The following is a 21,955-nucleotide window of genomic DNA, read 5'->3' as shown; positions in this document are numbered from 1 at the left end:
TCCATTCCCGCTAACCATGAAGGAGATGTAACCCCGCCGGACAAGAAATTTGCTACAATTGCGGGCGTAAATCGCCGGCGAAGATGAAACTGAGCCTCAAGCGCCTGTTTGGGAGATCGATGACCGGGGGACTGAACCTGGCCGAAACGCCCTCTCCGCCTTCGCCGCGATCCGCGGCGCGGAAGACCGCGCTCGTGTCTCTGGCGCTCGTGCTTGCGATCGTCGGTGCGCTCGCCGGCGGTTACTACTTCGCGATGCGGCCGGTGACGCTGAAGATCGCGGTTGGTCCCGCCAGCAGCGATGACGTCAAGGTCGTGCAGGCGCTGACCCAGGCTTTCACGCAGAACAAGAGCCAGGTGCGGCTGCGCCCGATCCAGACGGACGGCGCCACCGCCAGCGCCAATGCCCTCGCGGAAGGCAAGGTCGATCTTGCCATCGTGCGCGGCGACCTCGATGTGCCGAAGAACGCGCAGGCGGTCGCGACGCTGCGCAAGAATGTCGTGGTGCTGTGGGCCGTAGCGGGCAAGGGCAAGAAGAAGGGCGCCAAGATCACCAAGGTGGCACAACTCGCCGGGCATCGCATCGGTGTCGTCGGCCGCACCCAGGCCAACGTCAACCTGCTCAAGGTGATCCTTCAGCAATACGGCGTCGATCCCGCCAAGGTCGAGATCGTGCAATTCCCGGCCAACGAGGTTGCCGAGGCGATCAAGGCCCAGAAGGCCGACGTCTACCTCGCGGCCGGCCCGGTCAACAGCAAGATCACGGCGGACGCGATCTCTGCATCGGTCAAAGAGGGCGGCACGCCGACTTTCCTCGCCATCGATTCCGCCGACGCGATCGCGCAGAACCACCCGGTCTACGAATCCGCGGAGATTCCAGCCGGCGCCTATGGCGGTTCACCCGACCGTCCGGACGACGAGGTCAAAACCATCAGCTTTGCGCACCACATCGTGGCGCGCAAAGCTGTGTCCGAAACCACCATCGCGGCATTCACGCGGCAGCTGTTCGCCGTGCGCCAGCAACTGGTGACGGAATTCCCGCTGGCGGCGAAGATCGAGACGCCCGACACCGACAAGGATGCGGTGATCCCCGTGCATCCCGGCGCCGCCGCCTTCGTTGACGGCGAGGAAAAGACGTTTCTCGACAAATACAGCGACTACATCTGGTGGAGCCTGATGGCGCTCTCCGCCATGGGCTCGATCGGCGCCTGGTTTGCCGGCTATCTGAAGAAGGACGAGCGCGACAACAACAGCCATTTGCGCGAACGCCTGCTCGACATGATCACGGCGGCCCGCAAGAGCGAGACGACCGAAGAGCTTGACCAGATGCAGGCCGAAGCCGATGTGATTTTGCGCGACACGCTGCGCTGCTTCGATCACGGTGCGATCGAGGAGGCCGCGCTCACCGCCTTCAACATCGCACTCGACCAATTCCATGCCGCCGTCGCCGACCGTAAGGCGGTGCTGTTCAGCCTGCCGCAGACCCCGCCACGCACGGGCACGCAATTCAGAGCCGCCGGCAACGCGTAGCGCCTGCGCGTTATTGCTGCGTCACATTGTCTCAATATAGGGTCTGATTTCATCGTGGCGGCTGCCGCAAGGCACCCGTCCCTGGCGAAATCGGGACCGTCCATGAACATCACATTCTCACGCCGCCGTTTCCTCACTACCAGCGCCGGCGCGCTTGGCACGATCGCGATGCCTTATCTGTCGCGAGCGGCTGACCGGCCTGCGGTCACCCATGGCGTACAATCAGGCGACGTCACGGTCGACGGCGGCGTGGTATGGGCACGCACCGACCGGCCGGCTCAGATGCTGGTCGAGGTGGCGACGACGGAGTCGTTCAGGGACGCTCGCGCGCTGCCGCCGATCGCGGCGCTGCCCGAGAGCGACTTCACGGCCAAAATGCTGATCGAGAACCTGCCGAGCGGACAGGACATCTTCTATCGCGTGCGCTTCCGTGATCTCTCGCATAGCGCGGTCGAGGGCGAGCCGGTGACCGGCCGCTTCCGCACCGCGCCGGCCGACCGCCGCGATGTCAGCTTCGTCTGGGGTGGCGACGTCGCCGGCCAGGGCTGGGGCATCAACCCCGACGACGGCGGCATGTTCACCTTCGCCGCGATGCGCAAGCATCGTCCGGACTTCTTCCTGCACTCGGGCGATACGATCTACGCCGACAGCCTCGTCCAATCCGAGGTGAAGCTCGCCGACGGCAAGATCTGGAAGAACGTCACGATCCCCGAGAAGGCCAAGGTCGCGGAGACGCTCGACGAGTACCGCGCCGCGCACAAATACAATCTGACCGACGACAACCTCCGCGGCTTCAATGCCGACGTGCCGATCTTCGTGCAGTGGGATGACCACGAGGTCACCAACAACTGGTCGCTGTCGAAGGAGTTGCCGGCGTCATACAAAGTCCGCGACATCACGCTGCTCGCCGCGCGCGCCTCGCGCGCCTTCCACGAGATGTATCCGATGCGCGAGAGCATCACTGAGCCGGGCCGGATCTATCGCCAGATCTCCTACGGCCCGCATCTCGACGTGTTCGTGCTCGACGAGCGCAGCTATCGCGGCGCGAACGGCGCCAATCTGGAAACGGAATACGGACCGGCCAGCCACTTCCTCGGACCCGACCAGATCGCCTGGCTCAAGCGCGGCCTGTTGAATTCGCGCGCGACCTGGAAGGTGATCGCCTCAGACATGCCGCTCAGTCTCATCGTCGCGGACACGCCGAAAGGCGGATCGGAAGCGATTGCGCAAGGCGACGGCCCGGTACGCGGCCGCGAGTTCGAGATCGCGGACATCCTTCGCTTCATCAAGATGGCGCCGATCAGCAACACGGTGTGGCTGACCGCGGACGTACACTACGCCGCCGCGCATTATTACGATCCGAACAGGGCGCAATTCCAGGATTTCGAGCCGTTCTGGGAGTTCGTCTCGGGTCCGCTGCATGCGGGCACTTTCGGTCCGAACGCGCTCGACAACACCTTTGGGCCGGAGGTGCGCTTCGTCAAGGCACCCGGCAAGGACAGCCAGAACCTGCCGCCGTCTGCCGGGATGCAGTTCTTCGGCCACGTCAAGATCGACGGCGCCTCCGGCCAGATGACGGTGACCTTGCGCGACCGGGCCGACGTGGCGCTGTGGTCGACCACGCTCGACCCGAAATCTGCCTGAACCTCAGCGATCGCGCGTCCGCAGCGCAGCCTCCAGCGCCTCGCTCGAGCACGGCTTTTGCAGCCGCGGCCGCGCCGCAAATTCGGGCGGAATCCGCGTTTCGGCACCATAGCCGGTGACGAAGACGAATGGGACGTTCAGCGCCACCAGTCGCTCGGCGATCGCAAAGCTCTTCTCGCGGTTCAGCTCGACGTCGAGCAGGGCGAAATCGGGAGCACCTTTCGCGATCGCGTCCAGCGCCTGCGTCACCGACCCGGCGGTGCGCACGTGCCTCACGCCAAACCCGAGCAGACGGTCCTCGAAATCGATTGCAATGATCGGATCGTCCTCGACGACCAGGACGTCGGCAGGATATGGGAAGCCATCGGGAAGTGCGGGTGCCATGATCGCATCTTGGAGCGAGAGGTTTTTCTGATCAGGACAGCCGCGCCACAACGCCTGCGCCCAGCGCATCGGAGGGTTCCCGGAACGAAACCACCACATCACAGTTCTTCCGTCTGTCCACTTGTGCACACAGGAAACGGACGGAACCCGGTATTGTGGAAAGGTATTGTGGAAAAGAGCACGGGGGGTTCACGATGGATGCGCGTATCGGCAGTACAAGCGAGGTCGACAGCCGGCCGATCAACAATCTGTTGCGGCGCCTGAGCCCGGCGGATTACGCCCTGCTCGCGCCGCACGTCACCATCGAGGACTGCGCGGCCGGCGAACTGCTCTACAATCCCGGCGATGACGTGCAGGTCGTCCACTTCCCCTGCGGACCTTCGCTTGCGACCTTTCTCGTCCCTAACGAGGATGGCCGCGACGTCGAGACCATCCTGGTCGGTCGTGAAGGCGCGGTGGGCGGCATCGTCAGCGAGGGATTTCTGCCGGCCTATACCCGCATCTGCGTGAAGTTCGGCGGCCCATTTTCGCGCATTCACGTCGGCAAACTGGAAGCAGCCAAGACGCGTTCGCCGTCGCTGCGCAACATCTTCGCCCGCTATGCCGATTGCATGCTGGCGCAGATCTTCCAGTCGACCGCCTGCAACGCCATCCACTCGATCGAGCAGCGCACGGCCAAATGGATCTTGGCGGCGATGGAGCGAACCGGCGGCGAAAGCAGCGTGCCGCTGACGCATGAGCAGCTTGCGACATTGCTCGGAGTGGGACGCAGCTATGCGAGCCGCGTGCTCCAATCGTTCAAAGCCGAAGGCGTGCTCGACACGAGGCGCGGCTCAATTCTCGTCCGCAGCCGCGACGGCCTGCGCCTGCGCGCCTGCCTCTGCAACGATGCAGTGAAGCTGCACTTCGAGGAAGTGTTGCGAGGCGTCTATCCAACGGAGGAGCGGGAGGCCGGATAGCGGACCTAATCTCGCCTCTTCCTTCTCCCTTGTGAAGGCAGTGCACATGGGAGAGGACATGCGCGCTCCTCTGGCGTGATCGTGCTATACTCTCCGCCGCATGAGTGGGGCTTTCCTTCATACGGTCTTCGATATTGCAGCATGGCTGGCGGCGGCAGCTGCCGTCTACTGGCTGTCGCGACAGGGCTTGCGGTTTCCTGCGCAATCCTTCGAAATGTCCTACATCGCCGCCCTGGTGTTCGGCGCAGGCGTCGGCGCCTACCTGTTCGGGTCGGCCAATCTGTGGCTGTCGGGCCAGAGCGGCGTTGCGCGCTCGGTCGAGGGTGCGCTCGCCGGCGGCATCGTGGCGATCGAGCTCTACAAATGGTCCGCAGGCATCACGGTGCGAACCGGCGCCCGTTTTGCCCTGCCGCTGGCGCTCGGCATCGCAATCGGCCGGATCGGCTGCTACTTCGCGGGCCTCGACGATTTCACCTACGGCACGCCCACGGCGCTGCCCTTCGGCCATGATTTCGGCGACGGCCTCCTTCGCCACCCGGTGCAGCTCTATGAGAGCACCGCCATGGGCGTGTTCGCGCTTCTCTATGTGCTGGCAGTCTTGAACCGAAACCGGTTTGTGGTCACCAATGGTTTCTACCTGGTGCTCGTCTACTATGGAGCGCAGCGCTTCCTGTGGGAATTCCTCAAGCCCTATGGCACGCTGATCGGCCCCTTCACGCTGTTTCACCTGCTGTCGCTGTCCATCCTGCTCTACGCCGCATTCATGCTGACGACGGCGCCCAAAGCGAGATCCCTGCATGAACGCGCCGTTGCGTAGGTCGCGTCCCTATATCTTCTGGGGCCAGACCCAGTCCCTTTGCGAGACCTGCCTGAAGCTGGTGCCGACCAAGATCCAGATTCTCGGCAACGAGGTCTGGTACGAAAAACGCTGCAAGCAGCATGGCGTCCAATCAACGCTGGTGTCGACGGACGCGGCCTATTGGCGTCTGTGCAAGGATTTCATCAAGCCTGGTGATCGGCCGCTGCAATTCCAGCAGCGTACGGAATTCGGCTGCCCCTATGATTGCGGCCTGTGCGCCGACCACGAGCAGCATTCCTGCCTGGCGCTGATCGAGATCACCGAGCACTGCAATCTCACCTGCCCAGTGTGCTTTGCCGAATCCTCGCCGGCGCGGACGCGGTTCACACCGCTCGCAACGGTCGAGAGGATGCTGGATGCGCTGGTCGCGAGCGAGGGCGAGCCCGACCTGGTGCAGATTTCCGGCGGCGAGCCGACGCTGCATCCGGATTTCTTCGAGATCCTTGACGCCGTGCGCGCCCGCCCGATCCGCCACGTCATGATCAACACCAACGGCCTGCGCATCGCCCGCGAGAAGAATTTCGTGGCGCGGCTCGCCGAGAACAAGCGCGGGCTGGAGGTCTATCTCCAGTTCGATTCGCTGCAGCGCGAGCCGCTGATCAATCTGCGCGGCGCGGACCTTCGAAAAATCCGCCAGCAGGCGCTGGAGAATCTCGAGCATTATGGCGTATCGACCACGCTGGTCGCAACCATCAAGCGCGGCGTCAACGATGCGGAGATCGGCGACATCGTTCGCCACGCGCTCACCTGGAAATGCGTGCGCGGGGTCACGCTGCAGCCGGTGCAAGACGCCGGCCGTAACGAGAATTTCGACAAGAACACCGACCGCATCATGCTGTCGGAAATCCGCAAGCGCGTGATCGAGACCGACGTGTTCGGCGACAAGGACATGATCCCGCTGCCCTGCAATCCCGAAAGCATCTCGATCGGCTATGGCCTGCGCAACGGCGAGAAGGTGCTGCCGCTGACCTCGCTGATCCCGCAGGAGCAGCTCGTCGCGGTCATGCCCAACACGATCAGCCCGGAGAAATATCCGGTGCTGAAGGAGAAGTTTATTGACCTCTTCTCGCTGTCGTCGGGCCCGCTCAACACCCCCGAACGCGTCTGCGAACTGCTATGTTGCCTGCCGAGCTTTCAGGTGCCGGAAGGGCTCACTTACAAGAACGTGTTCCGCGTCACCATCGTGCAGTTTCTCGATCGCTTCAATTTCTGCGTCGGCAACGTCAAGCGCAGCTGCATCCATTTCGTGACGGAGCAAGGCTCGATCATTCCGTTTGACACCTACAATCTGTTCTACCGCAACGGAAAGATCGACGGCATTCGCGCGGCTCTCGCTGCACAGGCGACCGAAGGAGCCTTGCAAGCATGAGCATCAGCGACATACCGCCGCCGGGACTGCCTCCTGCCCCGGCGAACAAACGCGGCGGCTGCCTGACCGCCCTCATGGCGATCTTCGGGCTGGTCATGCTGCTGCCGGGTGTCTGCGCCCTGCTCTTTGGCGGAATGTCGGTGGTCGAGGACGGCCGGATCGCCTCCGACATCGCGCCACTGGTCTTCCTGGGACTGGTCGTGGGGATCGGCGGCGTTGCCCTGATCTGGGCGGCGATCAAGGGGCGGCGCGCTTAAGGCCGCTATTCGCCTAACCCCCGGAGATTCCCGGACAAAATTCAGTCAACCAACGGCCAAAGTACACATTGTTTTTTGGCTGTTTTTGCATATATTGCGCCGCAACGCGTAGGGCGCCCGGTCTGATATGGCCGGGCTTCCCTTTTGGGCGGCGAGCGCCCGTTTCCAGTCTTTCAGCGTTGTTTCGAGAAGAGGTCCCGGTCCGACCGGCGAGATCGCGCTTAACCCATTGTTCGAACGCAAAGAAGCTCACTCATGAACCTCCGCAACGTTGCCATTATCGCCCACGTCGACCACGGCAAGACGACCCTGGTCGACCGCCTCCTCCAGCAGTCCGGCACGTTCCGCGAGAACCAGAAGGTGACCGAACGCGCCATGGACTCCAACGATCTGGAGCGCGAGCGCGGCATCACCATTCTGGCCAAGGCGGCCTCGGTGCAGTGGAAAGACACCCGCGTCAACATCGTCGATACCCCCGGCCACGCCGATTTCGGCGGCGAGGTCGAGCGCATCCTGAACATGGTAGACGGCGCGCTGGTGCTGGTGGACGCCGCCGAAGGCCCGCTGCCGCAGACCAAGTTCGTGGTGTCCAAGGCACTCAAGGTCGGCCTGAAGCCGATCGTCGTCATCAACAAGGTCGACCGTCCCGACGCGCGCCCGACCGAGGTCATCAACGAGGTGTTCGACCTGTTCGCAGCACTCGATGCCAGCGAGGAGCAGCTCGACTTCCCGATCCTCTACGGGTCGGCCAAGCAGGGCTGGATGGCCGAAAGCCCGGAGGGTCCGAAGGACAAGGGCATGGAGCCGTTGTTCGACCTGATCCTGCGCCACGTCGCGCCGCCGAAGGTCGAGGAAGGTCCGTTCAAGATGATCGGCACCATCCTGGAAGCCAACCCCTATCTCGGCCGTATCATCACCGGCCGCATCTCCTCCGGCGTGCTCAAGCCGAACCAGCAGGTCAAGGTGCTCAATGCCGACGGCAAGCTGGTCGAGTCCGGGCGCATCACCAAGATCCTGGCGTTCCGCGGCCTCGAGCGCACGCCGCTCGATGAAGCCGAAGCCGGCGACATCGTTGCGATTGCGGGCCTGACCAAGGGCACCGTCGCCGACACGTTCTGCGATCCGACCGTGGAAGTGCCGCTGCCGGCCCAGCCGATCGACCCGCCGACCGTGTCGATGTCATTCATCGTCAATAACTCCCCGCTCGCCGGCACCGAAGGCGACAAGGTGACGAGCCGCATGATCCGCGACCGTCTCTTGCGCGAGGCCGAAGGCAACGTTGCGCTGCGCGTCGTCGAAGCCGCCGACAAGGACGCGATGGAAGTCTCGGGCCGCGGCGAATTGCAGCTCGCCATCCTGATCGAGACCATGCGCCGCGAGGGCTTTGAGCTCTCGGTGTCGCGCCCGCGCGTCGTGTTCCAGAAGGACGAAGCCACCGGTGCCACCATGGAGCCGATCGAGGAGGTCGTGATTGACGTCGACGAAGAGCATTCCGGCGTCGTCGTGCAGAAGATGAGCGAGCGCAAGGCCGAGCTGATCGAGATGAAGCCCTCCGGCGGCAACCGCCTGCGTCTGGTGTTCTACGCGCCGACCCGTGGCCTGATCGGCTACCAGGGCGAACTTCTGACCGACACCCGCGGCACCGCGATCATGAACCGCCTGTTCCACGGCTATGCCCCTTACAAGGGCGAGATCCAGGGCCGCCGCAACGGCGTCCTGATCTCCAACGACCAGGGCGAGGCGGTCGCCTACGCCATGTTCAAGCTGGAAGACCGCGGGCCGATGATGATCGAGCCGGGCTGGAAGGTCTATCGCGGCATGATCGTCGGCGAGCATACCCGCGACAACGATCTCGAGATCAACGTGCTCAAGGGCAAGCAGCTCACCAACATCCGCACGACCTCCAAGGACGAAGCGGTGCGCCTGACCCCGCCGATCCGCATGACCCTGGAAAAGGCGCTCGCTTATATCGAGGACGACGAGCTCGTCGAGGTCACCCCGAAGTCGATCCGCCTGCGTAAGAAGCATCTCGACCCGAACGAGCGCAAGCGTGCGGAAAAGGCCAAGGAAGCGGTGGCGTAAAGCCCACTCTCGCGTGCCCCGGACGCAGCGCAGCGCACCAGCGATGCGGTGCAGAGCCGGGGCCCAGCACTCTCGTTTCGTTTACCCGTCGACTTGGGTCCCGGTTCTGCGCAGCAGCGCAGGCGCTGCAGCGCGTCCGGGACACGAGAGCTGCATACCTGGCCGGCTTCAGGACAATTGGCGAACGTGCTAGAGCCTGCCCATGACCTCCCTTCCCTCCTCCGCCGACGTCGCGATCATCGGCGCGGGTGCCGCCGGCCTTGGCGCCGCGCATGCGCTGCATGGCTCCGCCCTCTCCGTGATCGTGCTGGAGGCGCGTAACCGGCTCGGCGGCCGCGCCTGGACCGTGCAGGCCTCGCCTGACGTGACCTTCGACGTCGGCTGCGGCTGGCTGCACTCGGCCGACAAGAATTCCTTCGTTGCGATTGCCCGCCAGCTCGGCTTCGAGATCAACACGGATCTGCCGCCTTGGGGCGATCGCGCTTATGGCGACGCCTTTCCGGAAGCCGAGCGCATCGCCTTCGCAGACGCGATCGACGAATTCTACGAACGCGCCTGGGAGGCCGCGGAAAGCGGCGAGGACGCGCCGGCCTCCTGCTATCTCGAGCCTGGCAACCGCTGGAATCCGATGATCGACGCGGTCTCGACTTATGTGAACGGGTGCGAACTCGATCAAGTCTCGATCCTCGACATGGAGCGCTACGAGGACACGTATTTCAATTGGCGCGTGCGAGCCGGATATGGAACGCTGATCGCGGCCTATGGCGCGCCGTGTCCGGTCGCGCTCAGCTGCAACGTCACGCTGGTCGATCACTCCGGTCAGCGCATCCGGCTCCAGACCTCGCAGGGCACGATGACCGTGAACAAGGTGATCGTCACCGTCCCGACCAATCTGATTGCCGATGAGGCGATCCGCTTTTCCCCGCCGCTTCCCGCCAAGCTCCATGCCGCACGGGGCCTGCCGCTCGGTGTCAACGACAAGGTGACACTGGCGCTCGCGGATGCTGAAGCCTTTCCGACCGAGGGAAACCTGCGCGGCGCCACCATGCGCACCGCGATGGGCACCTATCACATCCGCCCATTCGGGCAGCCCTGCATCGATGGCTTCTTCGGCGGCAGCTTTGCGCGTCAATTGGAAGATGCCGGCGAGGGCGCCTTCGCCGCCCATAGCATCGACGAGATTGCAGGCTTTCTCGGCAACGACATCCGCCGCAAGCTAAAATCCCTGCGCGAGTCGCGCTGGGCGCACGATCCTTTCGCCCGCGGCTCCTATTCGCACGCGCTGCCGGGTCACGCCGGCGATCGCGCCGTGCTGGCCGCGCCGGTTGATGGCCGGCTGTTCTTCGCGGGCGAGGCAACCTCGCCAAATTTCTTCTCGACAGCGCATGGCGCGCGCGACAGCGGCGAGCGAGCGGCCAGGGAAGTGTTGGCGGCCCTTGGCAGGCCATGACCGCAAGCTCCGTCGTTGCGAGCGCGGCGAAGCATCCAGGGTCTTTCTGCGGAGAGATTCTGGATCGCTTCGTGACTTCGCTCCTCGCAATGACGAGGATACTAGTCGATCACCCGCGCCCGTAATCGGCATCGGGCACAAAACAGGCATCGTCCTTGCCGAAGATGCGATAGCGGCTGCGTGCGACGAGGCTGTACACGGGATCCCGCAGCGGCCTCGGCACGGCGAACAGCCGGCGCACCCATTCCCAGCCGGGGAGCTGAGACCGCACCGTCAGCGCGGCATCGGACTTCATGAACACCTCGCCGCCGTGGATCACTGCATTGGTATCGGGATCGTGCGGATCGATCCCGAACGTGCGCGCGAGCCGCGCCCCATAATCCGACTGGACCGGCGTGAAGCGAAACCGCTTCGCCGTATCGCGGGCGGCGACGAAGCGGACCCAGCGCGAGCAGAAAATGCACACGCCATCGAACAGGATCACATCGTCGTCGGGCCATTCAGGCATCAGCGATTGTCCCATGGCTTCTTGGCCGCCACCGGCCTGCCCTGGTTCAGCGCGCGCGCGAGCTCGCCGGTTGCGGCTTTGACGCCGGCCTCGGTTTCGATCATCCAATGACCCTCGCTGCCGACGGCCGGCAGGATACGAAAGTCGAGCTTGTCGCCACCGCCGCCAAACGCCTCAGCCAGTCTTTGAGAAAATGCCGGAGCGAAGTAACTGTCGTTGGCGGCAACGAGCCACGTGACGGGGATGCGCGCGGTCTTGCCGAATTCGGCGGCGGCCGCAAGGAGCGTATGCGGCGCGCAGATCCTGTTCGGCTCATCATTGGCATGGCCGCCGCGCCCTGGCGCGAATGCAATGATGACGGAAACCGCCTTCGGCTCGGCGCTGGCGAGTGCCAGCGCGCCCCAGCCGCCGGCGGAATGGCCGATCACCGTTGCAGCGTCCTTGCGAATGAATTCCTGCTTTCGCAAATAGTCCAGCGCGAGCCGGATTTCGTCGGCCGTTGCGCGGGCCGATCGCGCGTAGTCCGCTTCGTCGCAGCCGCCCTGGTCTTCGACATAGTGGCCGCCGGTCGCGCCGTGACCGAGCCGTTCCGGCACCAGCACGGCAAAGCCGTGCGCGACGAGATACGCCGTGAGCGCGCGATATTCCGGTCGCGGCATTTGCGCGCGACGCAAGCCATTCTGCGTCGAGGCGTGGGCGATGACCGCGAGCCGGAACGGGCCGGCGCCGACAGGGCGAAACAGCAGCGCATGCGCGGCAATGCTGGTATCCGGCGACGGCACGCGCCACTGTTGCCGGCGAAACGGTTCGCCCTCCTCTCCGGAGGGGCCAAACGTGGTCTGAGCGCACAGAGGTGACGCAGTCAGCACGGCCAGCAAACACAGAAGCGCAGGGGTGATGAGGAGCCGCATGAATTGCCAGAGGAGGCGGACACCGACAGCGATGTCACACGAAAGCGCGATGAGATGAAGACGAATGATCATCGCGCTTTAGACTATTGTTTGAGCATAATCTTTTCGGAAAACCGCTCCACACTTTTCCGGATCATGCTCCAGGAGGAACGAATCACTCCGGCCAGACTTTTTGCGCAGCCATCGCATTCATTAGGCGCCGCAGGCGAGTTTTGCACCGGCGCATGGCAGGCCGATCCCGTTCTGAACGGCGGCTTGTCCTCTTTCGGTACAACATGGTTAAAAACTGATGCAGAAAGTCCACAGGTTAACCGATAATTAACGATAGGTCTTGCCGCCGGCGCGGCGACTTGGTTTGATCGCGTCCATGAGCACAACCCTGATCGAAGTCCGGCCGGCCAAAGCCGCAGATGCAACTGCGGTGGCGTCGACCCATGACGAAGCCTGGCGCTCGGCCTATCAGGGCATCATTCCCGGCGCCGAGTTGGAGAAGCTGATCAACCGCCGCGGTCCGCAATGGTGGGACAGTGCGATCCGCAAGGGCAGCCGCGTCAGCGTGCTGGTGTTCGGCGACAAGATCGCAGGCTACGCCAATTATGGCCGCAACCGTGCCCGCAGCTTGCATTTCGACGGCGAGATCTACGAACTCTATCTGCGTCCTGAATTCCAGGGCCTCGGCTTCGGCCGCCGCCTGTTCGCCGCCGCCCGCCGCGACCTGATGCAGAGCGGCCTGAAAAGCATGGTGGTGTGGGCGCTGTCGGACAACGATCCGGCCACCGAGTTCTACCGTGCCCTAGGCGGCCGCATGGTGGCACGCTCCTCGGAGCGGTTCGGGCCGAAGTCGCTCGACAAGGTTGCCTTCGCCTGGACCAATTGAGCTGCTGAAACCTGAATCGGCAGCGTTTCCATCCGTCGATACCGTTGCCACTTGGGCCGGTGATCGCCGGATTCATTATTTCACAAAAACGCGATGGATCAGCGGGCCAAGCCCGCGTATGACAGCGCCAAAATCGCTGCCGGGCGCGATGTCACCTCGGCAACAACGGAGCCTTGAATGCGTATCGATGCGGTCTCGATCGGGAAAAACGTACCACATGACGTCAATGTCATCATCGAGGTCCCCGTGGGCGGCGAACCGATCAAATACGAGATGGACAAGGAGGCCGGCACGCTCGTGGTCGACCGCTTCCTCTACACGCCGATGCGTTACCCCGGGAACTACGGCTTCATCCCGCACACCTTGTCGGATGATGGCGATCCCTGTGACGTCCTGATCATCAACACCCGCGCCATCATTCCCGGCGCCGTCATGAGCGTGCGGCCGGTCGGCGTGCTGTTCATGGAAGACGAAGCCGGCGGCGACGAAAAGATCTTGGCGGTGCCGTCGTCGAAGCTGACGCAGCGCTACGATAAGGTGAAGAGCTACTCTGACCTGCCTGACATCACGCTCCAGCAGATCCAGCACTTCTTCGAGCACTACAAGGATCTTGAGAAGGGCAAGTGGGTGAAAATCCTGCGCTGGGGCGGCCCCGAGGACGCGCACAAGCTGATTCTCGAAGGCATTGAGCGCGAGAAGAAAAAGAAGAAGTAACGAAATAACCGTCGTTCCGGGGCGCGCGAAGAGCGAACCCGGAATCCAGAAGTGTGTGGCCCGAAATTCCGGGTTCGCTCTTCGAGCCGCCCCGGAGACGACAACCTACACCGCCGGCTTCGGCAGCCCTGTGATCGCGCAGGCGGCACGGAGCGTATTCACCAGCAGACAGGCGACCGTCATCTGGCCGACGCCGCCCGGCACCGGCGTAATCGCGCCGGCAACCCCAAGCGCTTCCTGATAGGCAACGTCGCCGACGAGGCGGGTCTTGCCGTCTTGTTTGGGGATGCGGTTGATGCCGACGTCGATCACGGTCGCGCCCGGCTTTAGCCAGTCGCCGCGCACCATCTCCGGCTTGCCGACAGCGGCATAGACGAGGTCGGCGCGCTTCACGAGGGCAGGCAGATCGCGCGAGCGCGAATGCGCGATCGTGACCGTGGCGTTCTCGTTCAGCAGCAACTGCACCAGCGGACGGCCGACCAGGTTGGAGCGGCCGATGACGATAGCGTTCATGCCTTCGAGCGAAGCGTGCACGCTTTTGGTCAGGATGATGCAGCCCAGCGGCGTGCAGGGCGACAGCGCCTCAAAACCGCCGGCGAGCCGGCCGGCATTGCTCGGATTCAGGCCATCGACATCCTTGGCGGGATCGATGGCGTTGATCACGGCCTCGGTGTTCAGCCCCTTCGGCAGCGGCAGTTGCACCAGAATGCCGTGCACGGCCGGATCGCGGTTGAGCTTTGCGACGAGCGCCAAGAGGTCTGCTTGCGAAACGTCGGCCGGCAGCTTGTGCTCGAACGAGGCCATGCCGGCGCCTTGCGTCTGGGTGTGCTTGGAGCGGACATAGACCTCGCTGGCAGGGTCGTTGCCGACCAGCACCACCGCAAGGCCCGGCACCAGATTGTGCTCGCGCTTGACGCGGGCGACCTCCTCGGCGACGCGGCCGCGAAGTTCCGCGGCAATGACTTTTCCATCGATGATTTTAGCGGTCATGTCAGTTCCCATGGTCTATCGATTTGACGAAAGCGAGCTGACGCAAGGCTTCGCCGAGCCCTGCCGAATCGCCCTCGATCGCGATCTGCTTCAGCCGCGAGCTCGCCCCGGATAAAAGCCTGACGTTGGCCTTGGGCACACCAAGCGATTTCGCCAGCAGGACCAAGACCGACTTGTTGGCCTCGCCACCATCGGCAATGGCGCGTACCCGCACCTTGAGCACGCTGCGGCCGTCGGAGAGCTGCTCGATCCCGTCGATGTCGTCGCGGCCGCCGCGCGGCGTCACCCGCACCGCGATGCTGATTCCTGTGCCGGAGGGACGCCAGGGTTCTTTGGCAACCAAGGCGCTCCAGCCTGCCTAGATCACGTTCGGGTAGATGTAATACAGGATCACCCGCTCGATAAACATGATCAGCAGGATCAGGATGATCGGCGAGATGTCGAGGCCGCCGAGACTGGGCAGGAAATTGCGAATAGGTGCCAGCAAGGGCTCGGTGATGCGGTACAGGAACTCCGCCACCGCCGAGACGAACTGGTTGCGGGTGTTCACCACGTTGAAGGCGATCAGCCAGGACAGGATCGCGGACGCGATCAGCAGCCAGACGTAGAGATCGAGCACGATGATGACGATGTCGAGAACGGCACGCATGGTTTTTGAAAACTCTGGCTCCGGTCGGGATTGACGCCGTTGGCTTGATATCGGTTCCCCCCGACCCAAACAAGGGAAGTCGGCGCCCGGATGGCTAAAACCGGGTTATAGCCGTCCTTGACTTGACCTTGGCGGGGACTTAAATGGCGCCCGGTTGTCGGCCGCATTCACCAGAGCGGCCAGCAAAGGGGCCATAGCTCAGCTGGGAGAGCGCGTCGTTCGCAATGACGAGGTCGGCGGTTCGATCCCGCCTGGCTCCACCACGCTTCGCCCTTCGGGCTCCGCGTGGCGCAGCCACGTCGGGGCCGCAAGGGCGAAGCGTGGTGTCCGGCGAAGCCCAAAGGGCGAAGATGGACTGCTCGAAGCTCCTGCCCCTATTTCCCCGTAAACCGCGGTGGCCGCTTCTCGATGAAGCTTGCGACTCCTTCCCGGAAATCGCTGCCGTTCAGCGCCACCATCATCTCTCGGTTGGCTTCGATCGTCGCCTCGGCCAGCGTGTGGAACGGCACCTCGTATAGCTGCCGCTTGATCACCGCCATCGCGCTCGGTGAGACGAAATCGGCGAGGTCTCGGGCATAGGCATAGGTCTCCTCGCGCAGTTTCTCCGGCGAGCAGATCCGGTTCACCAGCCCGATCCGCAGCGCTTCCGCGCTCGGCACGCGCCGGGCCGAAAGCAACAGGTCCAGCGCGTTGGCATGACCGACGATGCGCGGCAGCATCCAGCTGATGCCGTGCTCGGCGATCAGACCGCGCCGCGCGAAGGCGGTCGTGAACACCGTGTTGTCGGCGGCAAAGCGCAGATCGCAATAGAGCGCGTGGACGAGGCCAATGCCCGCGGTCGCGCCGTTGAGCATGGCAATGATCGGCTTCTTGATCGATGGGTAATAGCCGTAGCGCGTCTGCCAATCCGGCCGGCGGTTCATGTCAAAGGGCGGCAGGTTCGAGGCGCGTCTGACGTCATCGGGGTCGAGCCCTTTCAGCGCATCCATGTCGGCGCCGGCGCAGAAGGCGCGGCCCGCACCAGTGAGCACGATGACGCGGACCTTGTCGTCGATGCTTGACGCTTCCATCGCGTGACGCACGTCGCGCTCCATGATCGGCGTCCAAGCGTTCATGCGATCCGGGCGATTGAGCGTGATGGTTGCGATCTTGTCGCTCACTTCATAGAGAATGTGCTCGTAGGCCATGGCGCTCTCCCTTTGCCGGCGCGTTCGTGTGCGCTCGTTGACAGAGAGCCTAGCATATTCAGGGGAGAGGCAAGGGCTTCGGGCGAAGGCGCGATCACTCGGCGGCTTGCGCAAGCGCCGGCCGGCGCGCCAGCCAGCCATCGATGAAGTGATCGAGCCAGGCGCGTTCCGCGGCGTCGTAGACGGCACGATCTGCAAAATGATGATGCCGCTGCCGCGCACCCGGCGCGCTGAAGCCATCATAGCCGCGCGTGGTCCAGCGACACATCATCGCGTAGGTCACGTCTGGATGAAACTGCACACCGAAGGCATTGCCCGTACGGAACGCCTGCACCGGAAAATCATCGCCCTCGGCGAGCAGCTCGGCGCTGACCGGAAGATCAAATCCTTCGCGATGCCAGTGGTAGACTTGCCCCGGCCAGTGCGGGCAGAGCGCATGTCCCGCGGCAGTGGGCCTGATCGGGTAGTACCCGATCTGGGCCAGCGCCTCCGCATGAGGCGCGACGTGGGCCCCGAGCTGCATCGCCAGCATCTGTGCACCTAAGCAGACGCCGAGGAACGGCCGCTGCTCGCGGAGCGGAATTTCGATCCAGTCGATCTCGCGGCGGATGTAGTCATCGGGATCGTTGACGCTCATGGGGCCGCCGAAGATCACGACGCCGGCATGCTGATCGAGCGTCTCGGGCAGGGCATCGCCGAAGCGCGGTCGCCGGATGTCGAGACGATGGCCGAGCGCGCGCAGGGCATTGCCGATTCGGCCGGGGGTCGAGGATTCCTGATGCAGGACGATCAGAACCGGGAGCCGGGCTTCGGAGACGAAGGCGGCCGCGCCAGGCGTCCTCGTTCGGAGGGGCACCAATTCTGCGCGACGAAACCTGTCCGTCCGGAACGACATGGCCTCTGCGAGTGCTATCGGTTCAGACCGCCAGCATAGCTAAGCGATGGTTAACATCGTGTGAGTTCGCGCACACACCGAGATCAAAGCAAGCTCCGGGCCACTACGGACGCCTCAGGCCTTCTCTAGGATCTGCGCCTCTGGAATCGGCTGGTCGCGGCCAAGATGAAGCCGCGCGGGAAGAAACGCAGCGCCAACGGCACAATCTTGATGCCCAGACCAGGCAGCACTGCCCGTTTGTTGGCCATCAGACCGCGATACGCATCGCGGGCCACCTCGGCGGCAGAGACGTTGAGAACCGCCGTATCATGTTGGGATCCGACTCCGGCGCGAGCCTGGAATTCGGTTGGCACCGGGCCCGGGCAAAGCACGGTGACGCGGACGCCGCGCGGTGCAAGCTCCGCCCGCAGCGCTTCGGTGAAGGAGATGACATAGGCCTTTGAGGCGTAGTAGACGGCCATGCCGGGGCCAGGCAGAAAGCCGGCGACAGATCCGACATTGAGAAGACCGCCCCTGTTCTTGATGAGCTGATCGGCAAAGCGCAGCGACAGATCCGTCAGGGCCCGGACATTGACATCGACGATGCCGAGCTGCTCGACGCGATCGCGCTCGATCGCATCACCGAACACGCCGAAACCGGCATTGTTGACGAGATGATCGAGTTCGACACCTTCGGCGGCAAGCGCTGCCGCGATCTTGTCGCCGGCATCCGCTTCCTCGAGATCGCAGGCGATCACGATCGGTTTCTTGCCGCCCTTGGCGGCCAGCTCCGCGGCAAGCGCTTCCAACCGGCCCGCCCGTCGCCCGGTCAATGCGAGGCGATGCCCGTTGGCGGCAAACACGCGCGCCAGCTCCATGCCGATACCCGCCGAGGCACCGGTAATCAGCGTCACCCGCTCAGTCACGATCGAAGTCTCTTGAATTCAAGTTTTTGGCCCCGCAATGGTGGAACGAGAGCATAGGCCACGCGCGACATGCAAGCTGCGCTGCCAGCATGGCCGCTTGAGCAGAACGACAAGCCGCCTTGAAAAACCTTTGATTTGCAGGCGAATTCGGCGCAGGCGGCGGATAAATTAAAGTTTCGTCATGTCTCCGCGCAGGCCGCCATCAGTCGAGGCCAGAGCCGTCAGCCGCGACCGCGCTGTCCTTGACCTGACCACCGGCTCGGTCCGCGACCGCGTGCTTCAGGTCGATCCGGTCGCGCTGCGAAATCCCGAGCAGATCAGAGGCGCGCCAGACGACGTTGTCCTCGAACTCGCTGACCTGGCCGTCTGCATAGACCAGTTCCCACATCATCCGCACAATGCGCTTGCGACCCTCTTCGTCGAGCGAGCGCATGATCACGCTGGTGAAATGATAGAGATCGACCGCCTCGCCCTCGACCTCGGTGGCGTCGGCGATCAGCCGGTCCGCAGTGCCGCGATCCAGCCCAAAGTGGCTTTCGATCAGGCTATGCAGTTTACGTTGCTCGGCTGCGCTCGGCTGACCGTCCAGCGAGACCACGTGAATCAGCAGCGCCGTGGCCGCCAGCCGATAGTCGCTGTCGCCGAATGCGCGAGTCTGGTCGTGGGGAGCAACAATGTCGGCGATGAATTGGCGCAGGCCGTCGAGCATAAAGTCCTACCGAGATCGATGAAGCCGCGAGAGGCGGATGCTACCAGCATTATATGAGGCGCAAATTCAACCGGCGCAATGTGCGTCAGTTCCGCGCGCCGCATTACGTTTCGGCAATCTGCCGGTTGGCGTTATGTCCGGTCCGATCGACGCTGGAGGATGTAGCGCGCATCCGCCGCCACGCCGTCAATGCGACGGAGCGCATGTCGGACGCATCCCTTACGGTATCTCGTACACCACCATCTTGTCGGCAATGCCGCGCAGAGCCGCCTGCTTCTGGATTGGCTTGATCTCGCGCTGCTGAAGGATTTCGGCAACCGCCGGCACATCGAGGACTGGGCCGGTGATGTGGATCTCTTGCGCGGTCGACAGGCTCTGCACGCGCGCGGCGATGTTGACGGTCTGACCGAAATAATCCTGGCGCTCGTTGAGCATCACCGCGAGGCAAGGCCCCTCATGAATACCGATCTTGAGAATGAGATCGTTGGCGCCGCGCTCCTTGTTCAATTCATCCATGGCTGCGCGCATGCGCAGCCCCGCGGTAATTGCGTGCTCAGGTCTGACGAAGGTCGCCATGACAGCGTCGCCGATTGTCTTCACAACCGCCCCCTTCTCGGCGGCAATGATCTCCAGCAGCGCACGAAAATGCGCGCGCACGAGGTCAAAAGCACTGAGATCACCGACTCGCTCGTACAGCGCCGTCGACCCCTTCAGGTCAGTGAACAGGAAGGTCAGCGACGTGATCTTCAATCGCTGGTCGACATTGAGGTTGTCGGCCTTGAAGACGTCGCGGAACGTCTGATTGGACAGCATCCGCTTGGCCGTCAGAATGGGCTTGCGCTTGCCGATCATCTCATGCAACGCGTCGGCGGCAATCCACACCGAGGGCAACACGCGATTGCCTGATTGATTCTCGAGCGTGAGGCGCAACGGTCCAGGGCGCATCACAGTGGTCCCCGTAGGCGCCTCTAATTTGTTGAACATAATCGAAAGCTGCTGACGTTCGCTCGTCGGCTCACCCTGAACATCCAGGAAATGGGCGGAATGCGTGACCGGCTCGAAGACGATGACGAACTGGTTGGGAAGCTTCAGCGAGAGGATCGCCTTTTCGCCGGCAGGCAATTCGAGCGCTTCCAGCGTCACTTCGTTGATCAGGCGCGAGAACGATTCATCGTTGATGTCGACGCCGGAGCTCCAGAACATCTGCCGCACATATTCCCAGATCGGCAACGTGTCGGGATCGTGAGCACCGATCCGGCGGACACGCGGACTGACGGTAAAAGCCACCTCGACCATCTCATCGACTGACGCCTCGTACCCAGCTGCACAGAGCGCGCAGTTGTAGTCTTCATGCTTCAGGGATTTCAACGTCGTATGCGCACCCAGAACTCCTCCGCAGCCGGGACACAGCACGTTCCAGCTCATGTCGAACAGGCCTAGCCGCGATGCGTGCAGAAATCCGGAAATGACCTTCTCCTGATCGAGCCCGGCACGATCAGCAAAATCCAGCACGTTGATGCGGTTGAGGTCTCGGTCCTGACCATTGGCGATCAGTTGCGCAATCGCGTCGACCACCTTGGCGTCGGCGGTCTGCTTCAGAACGGAAAACTGGGCCTGGATGTCGCTCATGGCGGGGCTCTGTCTAAGGTGGATCACGCCATCGGCCAGACGAGCATCCGTTACCGACGCGTGATGCGGAACATGGGTGAGTGGTCCGGCTGCGTCGTGACGACGCCATGCGGAATCACGGGAACGGTATCGGCAAGCTCGACGCGGAACGCGCCGATCAGCCGGGCCAGCGCCAGCACCGATTCGGCTTGCGCAAACGGCGCGCCGATGCAGACGCGGGGGCCGGCGCCGAACGGCAGATATGCGAAGCGATCAGGCGGCTCTTTCGCCATGAAGCGCTTTGGAATGAACGCGTTCGGCTGATCCCACAGTTTCTCGTGCCGGTGCAAAAGCCACGGCGCGATCATGATGATGTCGCCCTTGCCGATCTCGATGCCGGCCGCGTTGTCCTTCTCGCGCGCGGCACGCGCGACCAGGAAGGCGGGCGGATAGAGCCGCATGGTCTCCTCGATCACGGCACGGGTGAATTTCTGCCGCTCGATGTCGGCCATGCTGTCGAGATGTTCGCCGCAGGTCTCGGAGGCGACCTCCTCCTGCGTGTCAGGGTCGAGCGACAGCAGATAGAGCGCCCAGAACAGCGCCGTCGCCGTAGTCTCGTGACCCGCCAGGATCATGGTTGCGACCTCGTCGACGAGCTGTTCGTCGGAAAAGCCCTTGCCCGTTTCAGGATCGCGGGCCTCGTCCATGAGGTCGAACAGGTCACGCGGCGGCGCGCCGTCCTTCTTGCCCGCCGCGCGCCGTTCGGCGACCAGCATGGCAACGAATTCGGTCCAGCGCTTGCGAAAGCGCGCCCGTGCAAGATCCATCGGACTCGGCCAGGACACCGGCAGCACCATGTCGAGGAAATAGGGCCGTCCCAGCCGCGCGGCATATTCCATGATGAAATTGCGCAAGGTCGCGCCATGGCGGTCCATGCCGAACGAGAACATCGTGCGCCCGGCGATCTCGAGCGTCATGCGCTGCATGACCTCGCGCAGATCGACGGGCTCGCCGGTTCGCGCGTCGAGCTTCGCAATCGCTTCGTCGAGCACCGCGGTCATGTGCGGGACGAGATTTGCGGTAGCGCGCGGCGTGAAGGCCGGGGCCAGCGTGCGGCGCTGAAAGGTCCAGGAATGACCTTCCGCAATCAGGAGGCCGTCACCGAGCACCGGGCGCAGCATGCGGATGCCCGCCGGCGTGCGCGTATAGTTCTCGTAATTGCTGAGCAGGACGTGCCGGATCGCGTCCGGCTGGTTCAGGATGAAACTGTTGCGGAAAAAAAAGCGGCCCGGGATGACGTCTTCCTCATAGGCGCGCTGCCCCCAGGTCGCGATCATGTTCTGGCGGATCACCGCGAGCTTGCCAAAGAACGACATGTCGTCCGGCGCACGCGGCGGGGTCGGAGGGATGATGGGCCGATGCACGCTGGCGATGTTCATGGCTCTCTCCGGCGGAAGTGACGCAAGCAA

At 63.5% G+C, this 21,955-nt stretch carries 23 protein-coding genes and 1 tRNA gene; 12 read left to right on the top strand and 12 right to left on the bottom strand.

All coding sequences use genetic code 11. The features are described from left to right. Positions 1-83: 83 nt before the first annotated feature. Together IVA91_RS23585 and IVA91_RS23580 are read left to right on the top strand one after the other, a co-directional pair. The gene (locus IVA91_RS23585) at positions 84-1,529 is read left to right on the top strand and encodes a TAXI family TRAP transporter solute-binding subunit (RefSeq protein ID WP_247280029.1); all 1,446 of its coding nucleotides are present in this window, start codon (positions 84-86) and stop codon (positions 1,527-1,529) included. 102 nt (positions 1,530-1,631) lie between these two features. Beyond that, a complete protein-coding gene (locus IVA91_RS23580; protein WP_247459193.1) occupies positions 1,632-3,173 on the top strand; it encodes an alkaline phosphatase D family protein in 1,542 nt (513 codons plus the stop codon). 3 nt (positions 3,174-3,176) lie between these two features. Here the strand turns inward: IVA91_RS23580 and IVA91_RS23575 are convergent, their stop codons facing one another. Further along, positions 3,177-3,557 carry a response regulator gene (locus tag IVA91_RS23575; RefSeq protein ID WP_247280027.1) on the bottom strand — a complete coding sequence of 127 codons (381 nt, stop codon included), beginning with the start codon at positions 3,555-3,557 and terminating at the stop codon, positions 3,177-3,179. Positions 3,558-3,751: 194 nt separating this feature from the next. On the opposite strand from IVA91_RS23575, the gene IVA91_RS23570 reads away from it, so the two are divergent. From IVA91_RS23570 to IVA91_RS23545, 6 genes are all read left to right on the top strand, one after another. Next, positions 3,752-4,516 carry a Crp/Fnr family transcriptional regulator gene (locus IVA91_RS23570; protein WP_247280026.1) on the top strand — a complete coding sequence of 255 codons (765 nt, stop codon included), beginning with the start codon at positions 3,752-3,754 and terminating at the stop codon, positions 4,514-4,516. 100 nt (positions 4,517-4,616) lie between these two features. Next, on the top strand, positions 4,617-5,333 hold the full coding sequence (locus tag IVA91_RS23565; protein WP_247280025.1) for a prolipoprotein diacylglyceryl transferase family protein: 717 nt from the start codon (positions 4,617-4,619) through the stop codon (positions 5,331-5,333). Continuing rightward, positions 5,314-6,744 carry a radical SAM protein gene (locus IVA91_RS23560; RefSeq protein WP_247459191.1) on the top strand — a complete coding sequence of 477 codons (1,431 nt, stop codon included), beginning with the start codon at positions 5,314-5,316 and terminating at the stop codon, positions 6,742-6,744. Before IVA91_RS23565 ends, IVA91_RS23560 begins: the two co-directional genes overlap by 20 nt. Beyond that, positions 6,741-7,001 (top strand): hypothetical protein, encoded by a 261-nt coding sequence (locus IVA91_RS23555; protein WP_247280023.1) that lies wholly within the window; start codon positions 6,741-6,743, stop codon positions 6,999-7,001. Before IVA91_RS23560 ends, IVA91_RS23555 begins: the two co-directional genes overlap by 4 nt. 255 nt (positions 7,002-7,256) lie before the next feature. Next, positions 7,257-9,083 carry a translational GTPase TypA gene (gene typA / locus IVA91_RS23550; RefSeq protein WP_247280022.1) on the top strand — a complete coding sequence of 609 codons (1,827 nt, stop codon included), beginning with the start codon at positions 7,257-7,259 and terminating at the stop codon, positions 9,081-9,083. Between the two features lie 202 nt (positions 9,084-9,285). Beyond that, the gene (locus IVA91_RS23545) at positions 9,286-10,533 is read left to right on the top strand and encodes an NAD(P)/FAD-dependent oxidoreductase (protein ID WP_247280021.1); all 1,248 of its coding nucleotides are present in this window, start codon (positions 9,286-9,288) and stop codon (positions 10,531-10,533) included. A 109-nt stretch (positions 10,534-10,642) separates the two neighbouring features. Here IVA91_RS23545 and IVA91_RS23540 read toward each other — a convergent pair whose 3' ends face one another. Next, positions 10,643-11,041 carry a DCC1-like thiol-disulfide oxidoreductase family protein gene (locus IVA91_RS23540; protein ID WP_247280020.1) on the bottom strand — a complete coding sequence of 133 codons (399 nt, stop codon included), beginning with the start codon at positions 11,039-11,041 and terminating at the stop codon, positions 10,643-10,645. After that, positions 11,041-11,952 carry an alpha/beta fold hydrolase gene (locus IVA91_RS23535; RefSeq protein ID WP_247450901.1) on the bottom strand — a complete coding sequence of 304 codons (912 nt, stop codon included), beginning with the start codon at positions 11,950-11,952 and terminating at the stop codon, positions 11,041-11,043. The genes IVA91_RS23540 and IVA91_RS23535 overlap by 1 nt, the downstream gene beginning before the upstream one ends. A 3-nt stretch (positions 11,953-11,955) precedes the next feature. Between IVA91_RS23535 and IVA91_RS23530 the strand changes: the two genes are divergently transcribed. From IVA91_RS23530 to ppa, 3 genes are all read left to right on the top strand, one after another. Next, positions 11,956-12,270 carry a hypothetical protein gene (locus IVA91_RS23530; RefSeq protein ID WP_247280018.1) on the top strand — a complete coding sequence of 105 codons (315 nt, stop codon included), beginning with the start codon at positions 11,956-11,958 and terminating at the stop codon, positions 12,268-12,270. A 49-nt stretch (positions 12,271-12,319) separates the two neighbouring features. Continuing rightward, positions 12,320-12,829, top strand: a complete 510-nt coding sequence (locus tag IVA91_RS23525; RefSeq protein ID WP_008136728.1) for a GNAT family N-acetyltransferase — start codon at positions 12,320-12,322, stop codon at positions 12,827-12,829. Between the two features lie 177 nt (positions 12,830-13,006). Then, the gene (gene ppa, locus IVA91_RS23520) at positions 13,007-13,543 is read left to right on the top strand and encodes an inorganic diphosphatase (RefSeq protein ID WP_158668697.1); all 537 of its coding nucleotides are present in this window, start codon (positions 13,007-13,009) and stop codon (positions 13,541-13,543) included. 105 nt (positions 13,544-13,648) lie between these two features. Here the strand turns inward: ppa and folD are convergent, their stop codons facing one another. The 3 genes from folD to IVA91_RS23505 are packed head-to-tail and all read right to left on the bottom strand — an operon-like array spanning position 13,649 to position 15,182. Then, the gene (folD, locus tag IVA91_RS23515; RefSeq protein ID WP_247280017.1) at positions 13,649-14,533 is read right to left on the bottom strand and encodes a bifunctional methylenetetrahydrofolate dehydrogenase/methenyltetrahydrofolate cyclohydrolase FolD; all 885 of its coding nucleotides are present in this window, start codon (positions 14,531-14,533) and stop codon (positions 13,649-13,651) included. A 1-nt stretch (position 14,534) separates the two neighbouring features. Then, a complete protein-coding gene (locus tag IVA91_RS23510) occupies positions 14,535-14,876 on the bottom strand; it encodes a DUF167 domain-containing protein (RefSeq protein WP_247280016.1) in 342 nt (113 codons plus the stop codon). Positions 14,877-14,891: 15 nt separating this feature from the next. Further along, a complete protein-coding gene (locus IVA91_RS23505; RefSeq protein ID WP_008539240.1) occupies positions 14,892-15,182 on the bottom strand; it encodes a YggT family protein in 291 nt (96 codons plus the stop codon). Positions 15,183-15,369: 187 nt separating this feature from the next. Between IVA91_RS23505 and IVA91_RS23500 the strand changes: the two genes are divergently transcribed. Next, a tRNA-Ala gene (locus tag IVA91_RS23500) sits at positions 15,370-15,445 on the top strand. A 111-nt stretch (positions 15,446-15,556) separates the two neighbouring features. Here IVA91_RS23500 and IVA91_RS23495 read toward each other — a convergent pair. The 6 genes from IVA91_RS23495 to IVA91_RS23470 all read right to left on the bottom strand — a co-directional run bounded on the left by IVA91_RS23495 (position 15,557) and on the right by IVA91_RS23470 (position 21,925). After that, positions 15,557-16,369, bottom strand: coding sequence for an enoyl-CoA hydratase (locus IVA91_RS23495; protein WP_247280015.1), 813 nt, complete (start codon positions 16,367-16,369; stop codon positions 15,557-15,559). 94 nt (positions 16,370-16,463) lie between these two features. Next, a complete protein-coding gene (locus IVA91_RS23490) occupies positions 16,464-17,264 on the bottom strand; it encodes a glutamine amidotransferase (protein ID WP_247280014.1) in 801 nt (266 codons plus the stop codon). Between the two features lie 125 nt (positions 17,265-17,389). Further along, the gene (locus IVA91_RS23485; RefSeq protein ID WP_247280013.1) at positions 17,390-18,169 is read right to left on the bottom strand and encodes an SDR family oxidoreductase; all 780 of its coding nucleotides are present in this window, start codon (positions 18,167-18,169) and stop codon (positions 17,390-17,392) included. A gap of 202 nt (positions 18,170-18,371) precedes the next feature. Continuing rightward, a complete protein-coding gene (locus IVA91_RS23480; RefSeq protein WP_247280012.1) occupies positions 18,372-18,878 on the bottom strand; it encodes a TerB family tellurite resistance protein in 507 nt (168 codons plus the stop codon). A gap of 219 nt (positions 18,879-19,097) precedes the next feature. Continuing rightward, positions 19,098-20,507 carry an adenylate/guanylate cyclase domain-containing protein gene (locus tag IVA91_RS23475; protein ID WP_247280011.1) on the bottom strand — a complete coding sequence of 470 codons (1,410 nt, stop codon included), beginning with the start codon at positions 20,505-20,507 and terminating at the stop codon, positions 19,098-19,100. A gap of 50 nt (positions 20,508-20,557) precedes the next feature. After that, the gene (locus tag IVA91_RS23470) at positions 20,558-21,925 is read right to left on the bottom strand and encodes a cytochrome P450 (protein WP_247280010.1); all 1,368 of its coding nucleotides are present in this window, start codon (positions 21,923-21,925) and stop codon (positions 20,558-20,560) included. Positions 21,926-21,955 lie beyond the last annotated feature (30 nt).

The sequence above is a fragment of the Bradyrhizobium sp. 153 genome (assembly GCF_023073835.1).
Classification (GTDB): Bacteria; Pseudomonadota; Alphaproteobacteria; order Rhizobiales; family Xanthobacteraceae; genus Bradyrhizobium.
This window is presented reverse-complemented; position numbering and strand designations above follow the sequence as displayed.